Here is a 19343-nt window from a genome sequence, read left to right on the forward strand (position 1 = left end):
GAGGGCAATCGCACATCGCGGGTTGCGCAGTCTTCACGCCATGCCGCTATAGTGTCGACGAAACGCAAAACCCGCGCGAACCCGGAGTCATCGCCCATGACGATCCGCAATCTTGAACATGCTGCCCGCCCGCGCTCTGTTGCCGTGATCGGTGCTTCGAGCAGGCCCGGCGCCGTCGGCCATATCGTGATGCAGAACTTGCAGGAAGGCGGGTTCGAAGGCGAGGTCTGGCCCGTCAATCCGAAATACAGGGAAGTGGCAGGCAGGCGTTGCTACAGGCGCGCCATCGATATTCCTGGCGTACCGGACATTGCGGTGATCGTCACTCCGCCGGAAACCGTGCCCGGAATCATTCGCGATTTAGGCGAGAGAGGCACCCGCGCGGCGGTGGTCATCACCGCCGGGCTGACACGGGAAAACGGGCTGCGCCAGGCGATGCTCGATGCGGCAAAGCCATTTCTTTTTCGCATCATCGGGCCGAACACGGTGGGCCTGATGGTTCCGCCGATGAATTTCAATGCAAGCTTCGCGCATATGCAGGCCAAACCCGGCGGGCTGGCGCTGCTGTCGCAGTCCGGCGCGATCGCCACCTCGCTGGTGGACTGGGCGGCGGCGGAGGGAGTTGGCTTCTCGCATATCGTCTCTCTGGGCGACATGGCCGACGTGGATGTGGGAGACTATCTGGAAATGCTCGCCGGCGACGGACGCACGCGCGGCATTCTCATGTATCTCGAAACGATCCCCAATCCACGCAAATTCATGACCGCCGCCCGGGCGGCGGCGCGGCTGAAGCCGGTGATCGCCATCAAGGCCGGTCGCCACGCGCAGGCCGCACAGGCAGCGGCGACCCACACCGGCGCGCTTTCCGGTGCCGACCGCGTGGTTGAGGCGGCACTGCGCCGCGCCGGCATTTTGCGGGTGCTGGATCTTGGCGAACTGTTTGATGCGGCGGAAGTGCTTGCCCGCTTCCGCCCCCTGCAGCGTGCCCATGTCGGCATTGTCAGCAATGGTGGCGGGGCCGGCGTTCTGGCGGTGGACCGGCTCAATGATCTTGGCGGCACCATGGCAGAGTTTTCGCCTGAAACCATCGCCCGTCTTGACCGCGCGCTACCGCCCAACTGGTCGCATTCCAACCCCGCCGACATTATCGGCGATGCGCCGCCGGAGCGCTATAGCGAGGCGCTTTTGGCGGTAGCAGACGACCCAGACACGGATGCCGTTCTCGTGTTCAACTGCCCGACCGGCCTTGCCTCCCCCTCCGATGCCGCCCGCGCGGTTGCGGCCCATGCAGACAAGGGCAGGGTGAATGGAAAACCGCTCATCACCTGCTGGCTGGGCGAGGAGACCGCGCGCGAGGGGCGTCGCATTCTGCAGGACGCGGGCATTGCAAACTTCAGCACTCCGTCCAGCGCCACGGCGGCGCTTTCCTATCTGGGTGAATGGTCACGCGCCCAGAAGGCGCTGACCCGTGTTCCTTCAAGCCGCAGCGAGGATGTTGAGGGAGACCGCGAAAGCCTGCGTGCCATCCTTGAAAAAGTGGCTGCCGAAGGCCGGCGTATGCTGACGGAGCCGGAGGCCAAGGCTGCCATTGCCGCTTACGGAATTCCCGTGCCTGAAACCGTGATTGTCGAGACACCAGAAGCGGTGAGTGAGGCGACTGCCCGCTTGCTCGAAAGTTCGGAAAAGGTCGTCGTCAAACTTCTGTCCAGAACCATTACGCACAAATCGGATGTAGGCGGCGTGGTGCTTGGCCTCAAGACACCGGAAGCGGCTGAGAGAGCGGCTGAGAACATCATCAAGCGTTTGCGAGATGCCGGTATGGCCGACGGACTGGAGGGCTTTGCCGTTCAGCCCATGGTGGTGCGCAAACACGCCCATGAACTCATTCTCGGTGTCAGTCAGGATCCGATCTTCGGACCGGTGGTGTTGTTCGGGGCGGGCGGCACGGCTGTGGAGGTGATGGAGGATACGGCCATTGCGCTGCCGCCGCTCGACGATGTGCTGGCCGGGGACCTGATGGCGTCGACGCGTATAGGCAAGCTGCTTGCCGGCTATCGCGACCGTGCGCCCGCAGATCGGGATGCGATTGCAGGTGCGCTCAACGCGGTATCGCAGATGATTGTCGACTTCCCCTGCATCAAGGGCATGGACATCAACCCGCTTCTGGCCGATGCCGACGGCGTGGTGGCGCTTGATGCGCGCATCGAGATCGAGCCGGCGGAAATCGACCGCAAGGGGCCGAACCCGGATCTTGCCATCCGGCCCTATCCCTCCGGATGGGAAAAGGATGTGAACCTTGAGGGGCACCGCTATCATCTTCGGCCCATCAAGCCGGCCGATGTGGCGCTATTCCCGGATTTCCTGTCGCGGGTTTCCTCGGAAGACATAAGGTTTCGTTTTCTCGCCCCGCGCAAGCACTTTCCGGATGAAATGCTCGAGCGGCTGACCCAGCTCGACTACGAGCGCGACATGGCCTTCATCGCGCTCAGGGAAGAGGATGGGGAAATGGCGGGCATTGGCCGTCTTTCCGCCGACCCGGACAAGGAGATCGCCGAGTATGGCCTGCTTGTGCGCACCGATCTTCAGGGGCACGGCCTCGGGTTTGCGCTGCTGAAGCAGCTCATCGACTATGGCAGGGAAGAGGGCATTGGCGCCATTGAAGGCATCGTTCTGAGCGACAACACCAAAATGCTCGCCATGTGCCGCGACTTCGGTTTCGTGGTGAAGGACAGCGGTGAGGCCGGCATTACAACGGTCGTGCTGAAGCTCTAGGCGGGCGGCTGCGGAGATGATGGTGCGTGCCCTTTCCTCCGCCCTTCGACAAGCTAAGGATCGTCTGTACGAATTGTGCGTGAGTGCCGGTATCGGTCAACCCGCCCCCATTTTTACCATCGCAACTAAACCCGCTCCATCGCCAGCGCGATGCCCTGGCCGACGCCGATGCACATGGTAGCAAGCGCCAGCTTGCCGCCGGTGGCCTGCAGCTCAAGTGCTGCCGTGCCGGAGATGCGCGCGCCCGACATGCCGAGCGGATGACCAAGGGCAATCGCGCCGCCATTGGGGTTCACATGCGGCGCATCTTCAGGGATACCAAGATCGCGCAGAACGGCGATACCCTGCGAGGCGAAGGCCTCGTTCAACTCGATCACATCAAAGTCGGACGGCTTCAAGCCAAGTCTTGCGCAGAGCTTCTTCGTCGCCGGTGCAGGGCCGATGCCCATGATGCGCGGCGGAACGCCGGCGGTCGCACCGCCGAGAATGCGGGCAATCGGCGTCAGGCCGTATTTCTTTGCCGCTTCTGCCGAGGCGATGATGAGTGCGGCCGCACCGTCATTGACGCCGGAGGCGTTGCCGGCGGTCACGGTGCCGCCCTCGCGGAAGGGTGTCGGCAGCTTGCCGAGCTTTTCAACCGTGGTGCCAGGGCGCGGATGTTCATCCTTCTCGACCACCACCGGGTCGCCCTTGCGCTGGGGAATGGTGACGGACACGATTTCCTTTGCGAGACGCCCATTCTCCTGTGCGGCCACGGCCTTTTCCTGGCTGCGCACGGCAAATGCATCCTGATCGGCGCGGCTTACGGAAAAATCCGCCGCCACGTTCTCACCCGTCTCTGGCATGGAATCGATGCCATACTGTTTTTTGAGCACCCTGTTAACGAAGCGCCAGCCGATCGTGGTGTCGTAGATCTCGGCATTGCGGGAAAACGCCGTCTCGGCCTTCGGCATGACGAAAGGCGCGCGGCTCATGGATTCCACGCCGCCGGCGATCATGATTTCAGCCTCGCCCGCCTTGATGGCGCGCGCGGCGATGGTGACTGCGTCCATTCCCGAACCGCACAGGCGGTTCACCGTGGAGCCCGGCACCTCTATGGGCAGGCCCGCGAGAAGTACGGCCATGCGCGCCACGTTGCGGTTGTCCTCACCGGCCTGGTTGGCGCAGCCATAGAACACATCGTCTATTGCCGCCCAGTCCACCCTGGGGTTGCGTTCCATCAGAGCCTTGATCGGCAGGGCTGCCAGATCGTCAGCGCGGACCGAGGAAAGCGCGCCGCCAAAACGGCCAATCGGCGTGCGGATGTAGTCGCAGATAAATGCTTCAGCCATGAACGGGTTCTCCTAACCAACAATGCCGGGCAGCGCCCTGCCGCCGCGCCTCGCACGGCGGAAAGATCATGCGCCCTTATGGGCCGCTTCGGTGCGGGCTTTCAAGTCGCGCAGTGTCGCAAGCTCCAGTTCGGTGGGCGGCGGTGTCTCCTCCACACCGTCGGCGAACGTTACGGCCCAGCCGCAGGTTTCCTGCACCTGATCGCGCGTGACACCCGGATGCAACGACACGACGGTGAATTCCTTCGTCACCGGGTCCGGCTTCCAGATCGCGAGATCGGTGATGAGCAGCGTCGGCCCCCTGGTGTCGATGCCCAGCCGCTCTCGATGATCGCCACCATCACCATGCCCAAAGGAGGTGTAGAAGTCGATCTTCTCCACCATGCCCCGCTTCGACTGGGCGAGGGTGATGTAGACTTCCTGCGAGGAAGTGGCGATTTCCGGGGCCCCACCGCCACCTGGAAGCCGCGTTTTGGGGCTGTCATAATCACCGATGACCGTGGTGTTGATGTTGCCGTATTTGTCGATCTGCGCAGCCCCCAGAAAGCCGATGGTAATGCGCCCGCCCTGCAGCCAGTAGCGGAACATCTCCGGCACCGGCACGGTGGTCAGTGCGGTGTCGCAGAGCTCTCCATCGCCGATGGAAAGCGGCAGAACGTCCGGCGCCGTTCCGATGGTGCCGGATTCATAGATCAGCGTGATGTCGGGTGCATGGGTCAGGCGCGCAATGTTGCAGGCAGCAGACGGCGCACCGATGCCGACGAAGCACACATCGTCATTCCTGAGCGCGCGCGAGGCGGCAATCGTCATCATTTCATTGGGGGTGAATTCGGGCTTGCTCATCATGCGTCCCTCAGCTTCTCGACACGGGCGGCAAAATCCTCAGGCGTCGCATCAAGCACATTCTTCTGCATCCAGTCGCGAAACAGGTCACGGTCGGCGGCGATCTTGTCCCATTTCAGATATTCGGCGTTGTCGCGTGCGTAGTAGCCATGCGTGTAGGAGGGGTGCGCCCCACCCGGCACCACGGCAATGTCGGTTACCGTCCAGTGCGGCAGGATGGTGAGATTGGGGTGCAGGTCGGAGAAATCGTCGACGACTTCTTCCACGGTTACGACAGCGCGTTTCGCCGCCAGCACCGCCTCTTTCTGAATGCCGACGATGCCCTCGATTAGAACATTGCCCTTTCGGTCCGCTTTCTGGGCGTGGATGAAGGTGACATCGGGCCGGAGCGCCGGCACGGCGGCCAGGCTCTCGCCGGTGAAGGGGCACTCGATGAACTTGATGTTCGGGTTCACACGGGCAAGCTCCGCGCCGCGGTAGCCACGGAAGATGGCACAGGGAAGTCCCGCCGCACCCGCCTCATAGGCATTGGCCATGGCTGCATGGGAGTGTTCCACAATCTCGATTGCGTGGGGAAACCCGTTCTCCACGGCGTCACGCAACCGGCGCAGGAGCCCCACGCCTGGATTGCCCGCGTAAGAGAATACCAGCTTTCGGGCGAGACCCATGCCGATCATCTGGTCATAGACCACATCGGGGGTCATCCGGATCAGAGTGAGATCTCTCAAACCCTGGCGGATCGCCTCATGGGCAGCAGCGGTGGGGATGAGATGCGTGAACCCCTCGAAAGCGACACTGTCGCCATTGCCGAGATTTTCCGCGACCGCCTGCGACAGCGGAACAAAACGCGCCATGGCATTCCTCAAAAGTTCGTATTGCGAACATAAGTTTTATATGCGATACTTATTAGATGGAGAACGAGACTGTGTCAAACACCGGCGAGGGCCGAGATATTGTCGGATCACTGCAGAAGGGGCTCGGCGTTCTGGAAATTCTCGCAGGCGCACCCGATGGCATGACGCTGACGGAAGTGGCGAAGGAGGCAGGGCTGACGCGCGCGGGCGCACGGCGCCTGCTGCTTACGCTGGTGGCCAGCGGCTATGCCCGCCAGGAAGAGCGCCGTTTCCTGCTGTCGGCAAGATTGCTTGGCCTGGCACGAACATGGATGGGCGGAGCCGCACTCTGGCGCTATGCAGAACCCATCATGCGGCGGATTTCTGAAACGCTTGGCGAATCCTGCTCAGCAGCGGTCCTGGAAGGCGAGGAGGTGGTTTACGTCGCCCGGGTGGCCGGGCGACGCATCGTTTCGGTCGCTCTCAACGTTGGCACGCGCCTGCCGGCGTATTGCACGTCGATGGGCCGGATCCTCCTGTCAGACCTGGACCCGCCCGAACTCGCCCGTTTTCTCGCGCAGGCGTCGATCAGCGCCAAGACCGAGAGAACGTTGACGGACCGGGCCGCACTCGCCAAAGCCGTGAAAATGGCCGGCGCGCGCGGCTATGCCATTGTCGACCAGGAACTGGAACTCGGTCTGCGGTCGATTGCGGTGCCTGTCCGCGACAAGTCGGGACGCATTGCGGCTGCGCTCAACGTTTCCACCCAGTCGGCGCGCTTCACCTGCGTCGAGATGGAGCAGACAATCCTGCCTGATCTGCGGGCGGGCGCGCGTGAGATCGAAGACTTTCTCGCTTTGCAGTAGCGCGTTGTCATCGCGGGCGAAGACATCGCCCCGGGGGAGCCGGGGGCTGTTGTCGCGTATCATGCCGCACTCCTTGATGCTCTGCCTGATTGATCGGTTGTTTGCTCAATGGTCTGGCGCATCCGACGCGCAAGTCGCGCCTCCAGGCGGGCTGCGAGAACGCGCTCAAGCACATCGCGCGATCCCGCTGCCGTATGCGCCTTCGACATCGCAAAGAGTGAGTCGACAATGGAAACCTCGTCCTGCGGCGACAGGAGAGCCTCAATTTGCGCATCGGTTTGCGCGTCCGGTCGGGCGTTGTGAATCGATCTGCTCATGGTTTGGAATCTTGCGCGCCGAACCTGACGGCAAAGCGGCGGCTGGGTGAAATTTTGACGACAGTTTCTAGGCATAACCACGCCGCGCAGGGGGCTGCGCGGCGTCAGGCATGGGTGGGAATTTATTGACGGGCCAGGCTATGCCCCTGATAGGCAGAAGGTGGCGGGGTGAGACGATGAAGCTCTCCCTGGAGAAGCTCGAAAATATCCATCGCAAGCCGCAGATTGAAACGCTTGTCGTCGAAAAACATGCCATAGCGGATTTCGAGGCCACCAGGGATGATCTCTGCGCAATCCTCCAGCGATGAGGAGTTTCCTTCGAAGACAAAACCCGGCAACGGAGACACGGCAACACCGCCGACCACAAGCTTCATGGCACTTGTGAGATCGTCCACCTCGCCAATCACCTCGTAGGGTACATTGCGCTGGCGAAGCCAGTCACGCGCCATAATTCCCAGAGGAGACTGTGGATTTGAAAGTACCACGGGTATCGCGGTGGAGTTGCGCTTGATCTGTTCGCTCAGTTCACGCGCGCCCATCCAACGCATGGAGTAGTCGCAGACCAGGTCGGGGCCCAGTTCATTTGGGTAGAGCGCGCGGAATGCGGCATCCACCTGCCCCAGATCGTACATCTCCTCCAGACGCCTGGAATCGGAAATGCGCCAGCTCACGGTTTCCTTGATCTTGCCCAGTCGCCCGAGACCGCCCAGGAGCAGTGGGGCTGTATAGGTACAGATCCCCACCTTTAGTTTGGAAACATTCTTCTCGTACCCGACCGTGCGAAGCCGGCGCTCGAGATCGAGCATCTGCCGAATGAGGCCCGATATTTCTTCTTTCACGACAATGCGGTTGCCGAGCTTCTTGATGAGGGGTGTTCCGATTGCCCGCTCCAAACGCCCCAGATGCATGCTGACCGCTGGCTGGCTGATGCCCAGCTTCTGCGCTGCGCCGGTCAGGCTGCGTGTGTCGATGACCGCTTCCGCGGCTCGTAAGGTTGCGAATGAAAGTCCATCCTGTTTGTGCATGCCCATATGCTCTACGCCTCGCTTGATAAGAGTGGAAATCTGACCCGAAGGACGCCGCCGCGAATGCGGCACGCAACACTGTTGAAAGACGGCAAAATCCGTCCGTCCGCATCACGCGTTTCATTCGCGCAATGCAGTTCCGCGGCCCCGCGGGATCCGTCTTGGCGCTGGCAGAGAAAAACCTGCCAACATGTCGCCAATTCATTTCGTCCGGGCTCCTAATGATCCTCGGACCAAGATCTCCGCAGCGCTAAACACCTGTCCGCTGAAACACACTGTCCCCCAGAATTCTCGACGCCCTCCAACCACCAGATTGACCAAACGATAACGTATTCCGATTACATGTACAACCTATAGTAGTTTGTGTGGATATCTTTCTACCCAGCACAAGGCGCTTATCTGAGGTGGAAAAAATTATCATTATTTTACAATTAGATAAGGAAAAACGATGGCATCAATCCCAGAAGAACGGGTCGTCGTTTAGGCGAGGAAAGCTGCGAAAATATACGTATACAATCACGTATAAGAACGCCGGCTACAAGGCCGGCGTCCACATGTCGGGATGTATTCGATTCCTCTGTGCGGGTCAGCGTTCCAGACGAAATCCGAGAAGTCGCAGAGCGTTGAGCGTCACGAGCACGGTAGCGCCCGTGTCTGCGAGAATGGCGATCCACAACCCGGTGATGCCAAGCACCGTTGTCACCAGGAAAACAGCCTTCAAGCCGAGGGCGATGGCGATGTTCTGACGGATATTGATCATCGTCGCCCGCGCCAGGCGCAACATCCCGCCTACGTCACTCACCCGGTTTCGCAGAAGCGCGCCATCCGCCGACTCCAGAGCGACATCGGTGCCCGATCCCATCGCCACCCCAACATCGGCAGTGGCGAGTGCAGGTGCATCATTGATCCCGTCGCCGATCATCATCACCGTATGACCGGCGGTCAGCTCGCGGATGGCGGAAACCTTGTCATCAGGCAGAAGCTCGGCACGAAACTCCATCGACAGGCTTCCCGCGATAGCGCCGGCTGTGCGGGCATTATCCCCGGTGAGCATCACTGAACGCACGCCCAGCTGTGCAAGGTCACGCATTGCAGCGGCAGCGTCTTCGCGCGGTTCGTCACGCAAGGCGATGACTCCACAAAGCGCATTGGCCTGAAACACGGCGGCAACAGTCTTGCCCTGGGCTTCCAGCGCTTCGATGTGCTGTCTGGCCTCGGGCGTCATGGCGCCCTGCTCCGCGGCATGTCGCGGCGACCCCACAAACACTGTCTGCCCGCCCACCCGGGCTTCCACCCCGCGCCCGGGTATGACGCGCGCATCACTTCCTGTTTCGAACAAAACGCCAAGATTTTCTGCAAACCTCAGAATGGCCTCCGCCAGCGGATGGCTGGACCCCGCCTCAACACTGGCTGCCAGAGCCAGAAGACGCCTCTCTTCGCCATCAGGCGACCAGATATCCGTCACAACAGGCCGCCCCACTGTCAGTGTGCCGGTCTTGTCGAGCGCCACCAGATCGACCCTTGCAGCTGCCTCCAGCACAGCGCCACCCTTTAAGAGGAGACCGCGACGGGCACCGGCCGAAAGGGAGGATGCAATGGAAGCAGGCACTGAAATCACCAGCGCGCAGGGACATCCGATCAAAAGCAATGCGAGCGCCCGATAAACCCACACATCCCAGGCAGCGCCCACAGCCAATGGCGGCACAACCGCCACCAGAACGGCAAGAGCCACGATCGCCGGCATGTAGTAGCGGCTGAACCGGTCGATGAAGCGCTCGGTGGGCGCACGCGCCTCCTGAGCCTCCTCGACCAGACGGATGATGCGGGCTATTGTGTTGTCTTCCGGCGCGCGTGTCACACGAACCCTGATCGCCGCGTCGGTGACAATCGATCCGGCAAAAACATCATCCCCTTCGCTCTTCGATTTCGGGACGGATTCGCCTGTAACAGGGGCTTCGTCGATGCCTGCAGTGCCATCGACGATTTCGCCGTCGGCGGGAATTCTGTCACCCGGACGCACGACGACGATCTGCCCAATGACGAGTTCTGATGCCTGCACCTTTCGGGTCCCGCCATTCTCTTCAAGCATGGCTGTTTTGGGAACCAGGTCTCCCAGGGCCCTGATACCGGCACGGGCACGGTTTGCAGCCACGCCCTCCAGCAATTCACCGACGGCGAACAGGAAAACCACCAGCGCGGCTTCCTCGGCCGCACCGATAAACAGCGCACCCGCAGCCGCCACGGTCATCAGCATTTCGATCGTGAAGGGCATGCCGGCGCGCAGGGCCGCGAACGCCCGGCGCGCGACCGGCGCGACACCGATCAGGCAGGCGGCCACGAAGGCCCACATGCCCAAATCACCTGGCAGAAGGAACTCGGCTCCCCAGGCAGCAGCCAGCAAAAGGCCCGTCAAAATGACGAGATGCCCCTTCCCGGTGCGATACCAGCTTTTGTTACCCACATCCGCGCCATGCACATGACCGGCGACACCATGCCCCGGATCCGATGGTCCGGAATCCGGGTGAGGCTGCCGCCCCTTGCCGCCACAGCATGCGTCCGCGCTGGCATCTCCACCGGCATCCGCCCCGGCTATTTGACGTGCGGAAACCTTATAGCCCAGCTTTTCGACTGTGCGTTCAATTGTTTCCCGTCCGGTCTTGCCCTCATCAAGGGCAAGCGCCAGCGTCTCGGACATGACCGAAACCTTGACGTCGCTTACGCCCGGCAGGCGCTCAAGCGCTGTTCGAATTTTGCCAGCGCAACTTGCGCAGTCCATGCCGCCCACTGTCCAGGAATGGGTGTTTGCGGCGTGATCATCCTGTTTCAAGGACACGATGATTCTCCTTGCAATCAATCAATGACGGCAAGGATAGGATCTCTAGTCACTAGAGCTTCAAGAGGAAAAATAAAGATTCCGATCAGAGGATCGAATGGGCCACTTCACCGCCGATCCATGTCGAAACGACACCGAGATCATCGTCGAGTACGACAAAGTCGGCTTCTTTGCCCGCTGTGAGACCACCCCTGGAGCGATCGAGCCCAATGGCCTGGGCAGGATAAACGCTTACCATACGCAGTGCCTGTTCCAGCGGCAGGCCGACCGTGCGGTGAAGATAGACAACCGTGGAGATCATATCGATGTCTGCGCCAGCCAGGGTTCCATCCGCCAGTGTCAGGCGCCCATTCTCCCTCATGATGGTCCGCCCGTTCAGCGTGAAAGACGTCATGTCCGTCCCGATGGTCGACATGGCATCCGTCACGGCGAAGAGGCGCGCCGGGCCATTCTTGGCGCGCAGCGCGACACCGATGGCCACCGGATCCACATGAACGCCGTCGGCAATGATCCCCACCCAAAGCTGCCCGCTCTGGAGTGCTGCGCCCACCACACCGGGCTCGCGGTGTGTCAGCGGGCTCATCGCATTAAAGAGATGCGTGACAAGCGACGCCCCGGCCTCCGCATAGGCCAGCGCGGTTTTGCAGGTGGTGTTCGTGTGGCCGAGACTGACCTTCACACCGCCATCCGCCAGGGCGCGCACCTGATCGACCGTCGCGCTTTCCGGGGCAAGCGTCACCATCAACGACGGCAATCCTTTGCGCGCTTCGAGCAAGGCGGCGAGGTCCTCGTCTTCCATCGGCCGGATCAGGGCCGGATCGTGGGCGCCCTTCCGTTCAATGGAAAGATGCGGCCCCTCCAGATGCAGGCCGAGAAATCCCGGCATGCCCGACCGTGCGGCTTCGAGCCCGGCAGCGACTGAAACGGCCGTTGCTTCGCGCGTATCGGTAATCAAAGTAGGCAAAAGACCGGTGGTGCCGAACCGCGCATGCGCACGGCAGATCTCGCGGAGCCCGTCCACTCCGCAATTTCCGTCGAACATCACCCCGCCACCGCCGTTGACCTGAAGGTCGATGAAACCCGGAACGATCATGGCGCCGCGTGCATCGCGCAGCGGCAACTCGCGCGAAACCTTTTCTCGCGCCTCGATGGCCGAGATCCGGCCATTGTCGACCATCAGAACATGGTTCTCGAACCAGGTTTCACCGTCAAAAATGCGCGCGCCGGCGAGTGCGAAAGAAGACATGCTAGGTTCCAACTGTCAGAGTGTGTCAGCGCTCGGGAATCTTCAGTTCGGCAACGAAATCATATGCGTCGCCGCGATAGACCGAACGGGTGAATTCGATGACCCGGCCATCGGGCAGGTAGGAAACGCGTTCGATATAGAGCGCGGCTTCCCCCGGAGCGACCTTAAGAAGCGAAGCTTCCCGCTCATCCACATTTCGAGCCGAGATCCGTTGAGTGGCGCGGCATGGACGGGCCGACCGTTTGCCAAGCGCATCATAGAGCGAATGTGTCACCGAAGCCGGATCAGGCAGGAAGCTGCCGATGATGGAGGCCCGCTCGATGGCCATCGGCACATCGTCGGCGATGCGTAGTCGCTCCAGTCTTGCGACCGTATCCCCCATGGACAGGCCCAGCACCATCATCTCATCAGGAGACGGTGCAGCAACGATGCGCTCCAGCCATTCAGAGCGCGAGGTGAGGCCCCGCCGCGCCATATCCTCGGTAAACGAGGTCAGAAGTGACAGGGATTGTTCAACACGGGAAACCGCCGGCGCAACGAAGGTGCCCGACCCGTGCCGGCGGATCAGCCGTCCCTGCTTCACCAGATCGTCAACCGCTCGACGCACGGTTACACGACTTAACTCTGTCAACTCAGCGATGTCACGCTCTGTCGGCAGGGCTTCTCCTTCCTGCAACACCCCGCCCGCAATTGCGTCTTCGAGCAAGCGGCGCAAACGCAGATAAAGGGGGCCTGACCCCATGGCCGCCACCCGATCTGCGGAAAAGAGGCCTGGGTCTGTCATCAGCGTTTCTCCCCGACCGTCTCAAGCGGAAACGCGCGCAACGCCAGTTGAACCGCGCCTGCAAGAGCATCGCCCCGGGGATCGGTCAGGATGGCCCTATGACGTGGTGCAAGCCGCTTGGCATATTCGTGTGCCAGCCCTCCCAGGAGACAAAGCCTTTCACAGCCTTCGAAAACCACGGCATCGAGCGCCATGGTAATGTCCCGCACGGCATCGAGCAGAATGTTCCTGGCAAGCAGGTCACCCCTGGTGTCGTACTCGAAAATCATTGGGGCGAAGGCGCCATAGTCGGCAGGACGAGCATCCTGCTGGGCAAATTCCACCATGGCTTCAGGGTCATCATCAAAACGCGCCATGACTGCGCGGCTCAGCGCCGTGTGTTCGAGAATTCCATCATGGGCAAGGAGCGTCTGTTGCAGCAACGTCCTGCCGATTACTGCGCCGCTTGCCTGATCGCCGATCGCAAAACCCCAGCCGCCCACATTCCGCAGCGTCCCGTCCATGCGCGCCACATAAACCGAGCCGGTGCCCAGGATGGCCATTACGCCATCCTCATCGCCCAGCGCGCCCTGCAGCGCAATCAGACCATCGTGAACAAACCGGGTGTCCCGAAAAGGAAGGGCCTTTGCAAGTTCCCGCTGGCGCTCACCCACATTGATACCCGCAAGGCCTAAAAAGGCGGGTATCTCGGACAGCTTGCTCCCGTCGATCCCTGCATTCTCCAGAGCCTGACCGGCGGCGGCGATGATGTTCGCGCCAATTGCATCCGATGTGGTGAAGATGTTGGCGGATCCCTGTTTGCCACGGCCCACCACGCGTCCACGACGATCAGCCAACGCAGCCCGGCAACTGGTTCCTCCACCATCTATCGCTATGACGAAATCGCTCATGATCGCTCCTCTCGACCATAATACCAAAAAGATACCTTCAGGAAACAACAAAAAATCAACACCCGTCAAAACGGATTTAAGTGCATGATAAGAATATAAAAATGCGAAAACATGCAGAACCCGCCAACGATTGATCAGAATTCACTCTGGACAAATGGTATCTTTTTGGACTTTAATTTCATCATTGGAGGATGCAGAGGGGTCCGGGGAGCGGCGCGTATAAGGGACACAGAAGAACGTTCCCGTACACGCACATGTCAAACCGGAAGCGCTGACAAGGCTTTGTAGGGGCCAAAACCCTGCCGAATTGCCTCCATCAGACGAGTTCAGCAGCGCCCAGAGCGCGCTCCATGATGCTTGCCGAGCCATGGAGATGCGTCTTGAGCAAAACAGGGAGACTACCATGATGAAATCCACCAGACTGGCACTGCTTGCCGCGACCATGCTGGGTGCAACCGGCACGGCGATGGCACAGGATGCCGAACTCACTATTGAAAGCTGGCGCAATGACGACCTGACCATCTGGCAGGAAAAACTGATCCCGGCCTTTGAGGCCAAGCATCCCGGCATCAAGGTGAACTTCGCTCCGAGCGCGCCGACCGAATACAATGCCGTTCTCAATTCCAAGCTCGACGCCGGCACGGCTGGGGATCTCGTCACATGCCGCCCGTTTGATGCCTCGCTCAGCCTCTATGAAAAAGGCCATCTTACGGACCTCAAGGACCTTGAGAACATGTCGAACTTCTCCGACGTGGCCAAGGCCGCGTGGAGCACGGATGACGGCTCGGCAACCTTCTGCGTGCCCATGGCCTCCGTGATCCACGGCTTCATCTACAATGCAGACGCCTTTGAGGAGCTTGGCATCGAGCCGCCGAAAACCAATGAGGAATTCTACGCGGTTCTCGACAAGATCAAGGAAGACGGCACCTATATCCCGATGGCCATGGGCGCAAAGGATCAGTGGGAAGCCGCAACCATGGGCTACACCAATATCGGTCCGAATTACTGGAAGGGCGAGGAAGGCCGCCTGGCACTGATCGCAGGCGAGCAGAAGCTCACCGACGAGCAGTGGGTCCAGCCGCTCCGCGAGATCGCCAAATGGGCTCCCTATCTGGGCGACGGCTTCGAGGCGCAGGCCTATCCCGATAGCCAGAACCTCTTCACGCTTGGCCGTGCGGCCATCTTCCCGGCCGGTTCCTGGGAAATCGCCATCTTCAACGAGCAGGCCGATTTCAAACTTGGCGCATTCCCTCCGCCGGTGCAGAATGCGGGCGACGAGTGCTACATTTCCGACCACACGGATATCGGCATCGGCATGAACGCCAAGACCGAAAACCCGGAAGCTGCCCGCACCTTCCTGAACTGGGTCGGATCGGCTGAATTCGCCTCGCTCTACGCCAATTCGCTGCCGGGCTTCTTCTCTCTGTCCAACGAAACCGTGGAGATGGAAGACCCGCTCGCCAAGGAGTTCGTCTCCTGGCGCGAAAACTGCAAATCGACCATTCGTCCCGCGCACCAGATCCTTTCGCGCGGTACGCCGAACCTGTGGAACGAGATGTGGAACGTTTCCGCCAACGTTCTGCGGGGCGCCCAGACACCTGAAGACGGCGCAAAGCAGCTTCAGGACGGCCTTGCCGGCTGGTACGAGCCGCAGCAGTAAGCGCAAGCTCTGAACAAAACCGGGTCCGCCTTTCGCGCGGGCCCGGATCATAGAGAGACGTTCCATGTCCCAAGCGACAAAGAAGCCCCGACGCTGGCACATTGCCGTGTTTCTGGCCCCTGCCGTTCTGATCTACACGGCGATCATGATCATCCCGCTGTTCAGCACGTTGCAACTTGCTCTCTACAGCGAGGTGGAAAATAGCCAGGTCTTTGTCGGCCTTCAGAATTTCCGGGCCCTGTTCGGAGATCCGCAATGGTCGGATCAGTTCTGGAACGCGCTCAAGAACAACACCTGGTTCTTCATCGTGCACATGATCGTGCAGAACCCGATCGGCATTCTGCTTGCGGCGCTTCTTTCCAGCCCGCGGCTGCGCATGCGCTCGTTCTATCGCACGGCCATCTTCATACCGACGATCCTCTCCTTCGTGATTGCCGGCTTCGCCTGGAAGCTCATCCTGAGCCCGCTCTGGGGCGTGGCGCCGAACCTCCTTGATCTCGTTGGCCTCAAAAGCCTTTTCCAGCCGTGGCTTGGCAAGGAAGCCTATGCATTGACCACGCTGGCGCTCATCTCGGTCTGGCAGTTCGTCGGCATTCCGATGATGCTGATCTATGCAGCGCTTCTTTCCATTCCCGACGAGCTTCTGGAAGCCGCCGAGTGCGACGGCATCACCGGCATGTCGCAGTTCTGGAAGGTAAAGCTGCCACTGATCCTGCCGGCCATCGGCATCATCTCGATCCTGACCTTTGTTGGCAATTTCAACGCCTTCGACCTGATCTACGCCACGCAGGGCGCGCTGGCGGGGCCCGATTTCTCAACCGATATTCTTGGCACGTTCATGTTCCGCACCTTCTTCGGCTTCCAGCTTCAGCTTGGCGACCCGAATCTTGGCGCGGCGATTGCCACTGCCATGTTCGCCATCATTCTCATCGGCGTGTCGATCTATCTGTTCGGCATCCAGACGCGGCTGCGCCGCTACCAGTTCTGAGCGGGAGAAACCGATGAGCACAGCCAGGCATTCCCCCGTTCGTTCCATTGCCGCCCACGCGGTTCTGGCGACATACACGATCATCGCGCTCTTTCCGGTGTTCGTCATCGTCATCAACGCCTTCAAGTCGCGCAAGGCGATCTTCCGTACACCGCTGGAGCTTCCCAATGCGGACACCTTCAGCCTGGTCGGCTTCGAAACGGTTCTGAAACAGGGCGATTTCCTGCTCTATTTCCAGAACAGCTTCATCGTGACGGTGGTGTCGCTCTTCATGGTGCTCCTGTTTGGGGCCATGGCTGCCTTCGCGCTTGCCGAATACCGCTTCAAGGGCAATTCGCTGATGGGCCTTTACCTGGCGCTTGGCATCATGATCCCGATCCGGCTCGGCACGGTGGCGATCCTGCAGATGATGGCCGCCTCCGGCCTCGTCAACACGCTCACCTCGCTGATCCTCGTCTACACGGCGCAGGGCCTGCCGCTCGCTGTCTTCATCCTGTCGGAGTTCATGCGGCAGGTGTCCGATGATCTGAAGAATGCCGGTCGCATCGACGGGCTTAGCGAGTACCGCATCTTCTTCCGCCTCGTCCTGCCGCTGGTGCGGCCCGCAATGGCGACGGTCGCGGTTTTCACCATGATCCCAATCTGGAACGATCTCTGGTTCCCGCTGATCCTGGCGCCGGCCGAGGCAACAAAAACCATCACGCTCGGCGCGCAGGTCTTCATCGGCCAGTTCGTCACCAACTGGAATGCGGTTCTGGCGGCACTCTCGCTCGCCATCCTGCCGGTGCTGATCCTCTATCTGATCTTTTCGCGCCAGCTGATCCGCGGCATTACCTCGGGAGCGGTAAAATGAGCGCGCAGGAAAAACCGGTCCGGGTGCTGGTTGCAGGCCTGGGCAATATGGGCATGAGCCATGCGCTCGCCTATCACGCCAATCCCGGCTTCGAAATCGTGGGGCTCGTGAGCCGCTCAAAACCGGATCTGCCGGATGCGCTGAAGGGCTATCGACACTCGACCAATTTCGAAGAGGCGCTGACCGAAACACGACCGGATCTGGCTTCAATCAACACCTATTCGGACAGCCATGCCCCCTATGCCATTGCGGCCATGGAAGCGGGTGCGCATGTTTTCGTCGAAAAGCCGCTTGCAACGAATGTTGCCGATGCAAGGCGCGTGGTGGAGACGGCGACAACGCACAAGCGCAAGCTCGTGGTGGGGTACATCCTGCGCCATCACCCCTCCTGGGTGAAACTGATCGAGGAGGCGCGCGGACTTGGCGGTCCTTACGTGTTCCGGCTCAACCTCAACCAGCAATCCTCCGGTCCCACCTGGATGACCCACAAGCAGCTCATGCAGACGACACCACCCATCGTCGACTGCGGCGTGCACTATGTGGACGTGATGTGCCAGATCACCGATGCGAAGCCGGTCAAGGTGCGCGGCATGGGCGTCCGACTTTCAGACGAGATCGCCTCCGACATGTACAATTACGGACATTTCCAGGTGATGTTCGACGATGGTTCGGTCGGCTGGTACGAGGCCGGCTGGGGTCCGATGATGTCGGAGACCGCCTTCTTCGTGAAGGATATCGTTTCACCGAATGGCTGCGTCTCCATCGTCATGGACGAAGGCGCGAAGTCGGACGATATCGACGCACACACGCAGACATCGCGCATACGCATTCACAGAGCCGAGACAGATGCCGGGGGGCGTTTCGCCCATGAGGACACGCTCCTGTCCATGGAAGGCGAACCGGGGCATCAGGAACTGTGCGACCGCGAACAGGCCTTCGTCCTGAAAGCCATCCGCGAAAACCTCGACCTTTCACGGCACATGAATGACGCCGTGCAATCCCTCAACATCTGCCTCGCCGCCGACGAAAGCGTGCGAAGCGGCAAGGAAATCGAACTCTAGGACGAAACCGTGGGCTCACTTGCACTCAAGAACATCACCAAGTCGTTCGGCCAGGTCGACGTCATCAAGGGCGTGGACCTCCAGGTTCAGGACGGCGAATTCGTCATCTTTGTCGGCCCGTCCGGCTGTGGCAAATCCACCCTTCTGCGCATCATCGCCGGGCTTGAAGACGCCAGCGGCGGGAGCGTGGAGATCGACGGTTCGGAGGTGAGCTCGACGCCACCGTCGAAGCGCGGCATCGCCATGGTGTTCCAGACCTATGCGCTCTATCCGCACCTGACCGTGCGTGACAATATGAGCCTCGGCCTGAAACAGGCGAAACACCCGGCCGCCCACATTGCCGAGCGCGTGGATTTTGCCTCGAAGATGCTGTCGCTCGAACCCTATCTCGACCGGCGGCCGGCAGAGCTTTCAGGCGGCCAGCGCCAGCGCGTTGCCATCGGCCGCGCCGTGGTGCGCAAGCCCAAGCTCTTCCTGTTCGACGAGCCGCTCTCCAATCTCGATGCCGCACTGCGCGTCAACACGCGGCTCGAAATCGCGCGCCTGCACCGCGAACTGGGCGCGACCATGGTCTATGTAACCCATGATCAGACCGAAGCGATGACGCTGGCAGACCGCATTGTCGTTCTGAATGGCGGAAAGATCGAGCAGGTGGGCACGCCCATGGAGCTCTACAACGATCCGGCGAACCTCTTCGTTGCCGGTTTCATCGGCTCGCCTCAGATGAATTTCATTGAGGCCAGCCATCTCTCCCGTGGAGATGCCAGGACAATCGGCATCCGCCCCGAGCACATTTCACTCGTGCCTTCGGGCGGAGACATTTCCGGCCGCGTCTCGCACATCGAGCACCTTGGTGCGGACACAAATGTCTATCTCGACTGCGGTGCCGCAGGCCTGATCTGTGCGCGGCTGTTCGGCGAACAGAATTTCGAAATTGACAGCACCGTGCACGCGAAGTTCGACGATAACCGTGTCTTCCGTTTCGACGACCACGGACAGGCAATCCGCCAGACCAGCTGAGAATGATGAATATAGAAAGAC

16 protein-coding genes are annotated in these 19343 nt (G+C 60.7%); 7 read left to right on the forward strand and 9 right to left on the reverse strand.

The features are described from left to right. The first annotated feature begins 96 nt into the window (after window positions 1-96). Window positions 97-2772 (forward strand): bifunctional acetate--CoA ligase family protein/GNAT family N-acetyltransferase, encoded by a 2676-nt coding sequence (locus P2W41_RS05185; RefSeq protein ID WP_404934483.1) that lies wholly within the window; start codon window positions 97-99, stop codon window positions 2770-2772. 125 nt (window positions 2773-2897) lie between these two features. On the opposite strand, the gene pcaF is transcribed toward P2W41_RS05185, so the two are convergent. The 3 genes from pcaF to P2W41_RS05200 all read right to left on the reverse strand — a co-directional run bounded on the left by pcaF (window position 2898) and on the right by P2W41_RS05200 (window position 5800). Beyond that, a complete protein-coding gene (gene pcaF / locus P2W41_RS05190) occupies window positions 2898-4103 on the reverse strand; it encodes a 3-oxoadipyl-CoA thiolase (protein ID WP_292897257.1) in 1206 nt (401 codons plus the stop codon). A 66-nt stretch (window positions 4104-4169) separates the two neighbouring features. Continuing rightward, window positions 4170-4946 carry a CoA-transferase subunit beta gene (locus P2W41_RS05195; RefSeq protein ID WP_404934484.1) on the reverse strand — a complete coding sequence of 259 codons (777 nt, stop codon included), beginning with the start codon at window positions 4944-4946 and terminating at the stop codon, window positions 4170-4172. Further along, on the reverse strand, window positions 4946-5800 hold the full coding sequence (locus P2W41_RS05200; RefSeq protein ID WP_292897255.1) for a CoA transferase subunit A: 855 nt from the start codon (window positions 5798-5800) through the stop codon (window positions 4946-4948). The genes P2W41_RS05195 and P2W41_RS05200 overlap by 1 nt, the downstream gene beginning before the upstream one ends. A gap of 56 nt (window positions 5801-5856) precedes the next feature. Between P2W41_RS05200 and P2W41_RS05205 the strand changes: the two genes are divergently transcribed. Beyond that, entirely contained in the window at window positions 5857-6645 is a 789-nt protein-coding gene (locus P2W41_RS05205; RefSeq protein ID WP_292897253.1) for an IclR family transcriptional regulator C-terminal domain-containing protein, read from the forward strand. A 59-nt stretch (window positions 6646-6704) separates the two neighbouring features. On the opposite strand, the gene P2W41_RS05210 is transcribed toward P2W41_RS05205, so the two are convergent. From P2W41_RS05210 to P2W41_RS05235, 6 genes are all read right to left on the reverse strand, one after another. Further along, window positions 6705-6962 carry a hypothetical protein gene (locus tag P2W41_RS05210; RefSeq protein ID WP_292897251.1) on the reverse strand — a complete coding sequence of 86 codons (258 nt, stop codon included), beginning with the start codon at window positions 6960-6962 and terminating at the stop codon, window positions 6705-6707. Between the two features lie 122 nt (window positions 6963-7084). Continuing rightward, entirely contained in the window at window positions 7085-7993 is a 909-nt protein-coding gene (locus P2W41_RS05215) for a LysR family transcriptional regulator (protein ID WP_404934485.1), read from the reverse strand. Window positions 7994-8573: 580 nt separating this feature from the next. Beyond that, the gene (locus tag P2W41_RS05220) at window positions 8574-10820 is read right to left on the reverse strand and encodes a heavy metal translocating P-type ATPase (RefSeq protein ID WP_404934486.1); all 2247 of its coding nucleotides are present in this window, start codon (window positions 10818-10820) and stop codon (window positions 8574-8576) included. Between the two features lie 85 nt (window positions 10821-10905). Further along, entirely contained in the window at window positions 10906-12066 is a 1161-nt protein-coding gene (nagA, locus tag P2W41_RS05225) for an N-acetylglucosamine-6-phosphate deacetylase (RefSeq protein ID WP_404934487.1), read from the reverse strand. 25 nt (window positions 12067-12091) lie between these two features. Next, a complete protein-coding gene (locus P2W41_RS05230) occupies window positions 12092-12850 on the reverse strand; it encodes a GntR family transcriptional regulator (protein WP_292897243.1) in 759 nt (252 codons plus the stop codon). After that, complete coding sequence (locus tag P2W41_RS05235) at window positions 12850-13740, reverse strand: N-acetylglucosamine kinase (protein ID WP_292897241.1); 891 nt, start codon at window positions 13738-13740, stop codon at window positions 12850-12852. Before P2W41_RS05235 ends, P2W41_RS05230 begins: the two co-directional genes overlap by 1 nt. 403 nt (window positions 13741-14143) lie before the next feature. Here P2W41_RS05235 and P2W41_RS05240 point away from each other — a divergent pair, with 403 nt between their 5' ends. The 5 genes from P2W41_RS05240 (at window position 14144) to P2W41_RS05260 (ending at window position 19322) form a co-directional block, all read left to right on the forward strand. Next, a complete protein-coding gene (locus tag P2W41_RS05240) occupies window positions 14144-15400 on the forward strand; it encodes an ABC transporter substrate-binding protein (RefSeq protein WP_292897239.1) in 1257 nt (418 codons plus the stop codon). 64 nt (window positions 15401-15464) lie between these two features. Then, window positions 15465-16388 carry a carbohydrate ABC transporter permease gene (locus P2W41_RS05245; protein ID WP_292897237.1) on the forward strand — a complete coding sequence of 308 codons (924 nt, stop codon included), beginning with the start codon at window positions 15465-15467 and terminating at the stop codon, window positions 16386-16388. 13 nt (window positions 16389-16401) lie between these two features. Continuing rightward, on the forward strand, window positions 16402-17241 hold the full coding sequence (locus tag P2W41_RS05250; protein ID WP_292897235.1) for a carbohydrate ABC transporter permease: 840 nt from the start codon (window positions 16402-16404) through the stop codon (window positions 17239-17241). Beyond that, complete coding sequence (locus tag P2W41_RS05255; RefSeq protein ID WP_404934488.1) at window positions 17238-18302, forward strand: Gfo/Idh/MocA family protein; 1065 nt, start codon at window positions 17238-17240, stop codon at window positions 18300-18302. Before P2W41_RS05250 ends, P2W41_RS05255 begins: the two co-directional genes overlap by 4 nt. A gap of 9 nt (window positions 18303-18311) precedes the next feature. Beyond that, on the forward strand, window positions 18312-19322 hold the full coding sequence (locus P2W41_RS05260) for an ABC transporter ATP-binding protein (protein ID WP_404934489.1): 1011 nt from the start codon (window positions 18312-18314) through the stop codon (window positions 19320-19322). Window positions 19323-19343 lie beyond the last annotated feature (21 nt).

The sequence above is a fragment of the Nitratireductor sp. L15S-10 genome, from assembly GCF_045011005.1.
GTDB lineage: Bacteria > Pseudomonadota > Alphaproteobacteria > Rhizobiales > Rhizobiaceae > Nitratireductor.

Excerpts from the sequence above, each read along its gene's own strand:
- P2W41_RS05185 (WP_404934483.1), top strand. The coding sequence starts at position 97 with ATGACGATCCGCAATCTTGAACATGCTGCCCGCCCGCGCTCTGTTGCC.
- pcaF (WP_292897257.1), bottom strand. The coding sequence starts at position 4,103 with ATGGCTGAAGCATTTATCTGCGACTACATCCGCACGCCGATTGGCCGT.
- P2W41_RS05195 (WP_404934484.1), bottom strand. The coding sequence starts at position 4,946 with ATGAGCAAGCCCGAATTCACCCCCAATGAAATGATGACGATTGCCGCC.
- P2W41_RS05200 (WP_292897255.1), bottom strand. The coding sequence starts at position 5,800 with ATGGCGCGTTTTGTTCCGCTGTCGCAGGCGGTCGCGGAAAATCTCGGC.
- P2W41_RS05205 (WP_292897253.1), top strand. The coding sequence starts at position 5,857 with ATGGAGAACGAGACTGTGTCAAACACCGGCGAGGGCCGAGATATTGTC.
- P2W41_RS05210 (WP_292897251.1), bottom strand. The coding sequence starts at position 6,962 with ATGAGCAGATCGATTCACAACGCCCGACCGGACGCGCAAACCGATGCG.
- P2W41_RS05215 (WP_404934485.1), bottom strand. The coding sequence starts at position 7,993 with ATGGGCATGCACAAACAGGATGGACTTTCATTCGCAACCTTACGAGCC.
- nagA (WP_404934487.1), bottom strand. The coding sequence starts at position 12,066 with ATGTCTTCTTTCGCACTCGCCGGCGCGCGCATTTTTGACGGTGAAACC.
- P2W41_RS05230 (WP_292897243.1), bottom strand. The coding sequence starts at position 12,850 with ATGACAGACCCAGGCCTCTTTTCCGCAGATCGGGTGGCGGCCATGGGG.
- P2W41_RS05235 (WP_292897241.1), bottom strand. The coding sequence starts at position 13,740 with ATGAGCGATTTCGTCATAGCGATAGATGGTGGAGGAACCAGTTGCCGG.
- P2W41_RS05240 (WP_292897239.1), top strand. The coding sequence starts at position 14,144 with ATGATGAAATCCACCAGACTGGCACTGCTTGCCGCGACCATGCTGGGT.
- P2W41_RS05245 (WP_292897237.1), top strand. The coding sequence starts at position 15,465 with ATGTCCCAAGCGACAAAGAAGCCCCGACGCTGGCACATTGCCGTGTTT.
- P2W41_RS05250 (WP_292897235.1), top strand. The coding sequence starts at position 16,402 with ATGAGCACAGCCAGGCATTCCCCCGTTCGTTCCATTGCCGCCCACGCG.
- P2W41_RS05255 (WP_404934488.1), top strand. The coding sequence starts at position 17,238 with ATGAGCGCGCAGGAAAAACCGGTCCGGGTGCTGGTTGCAGGCCTGGGC.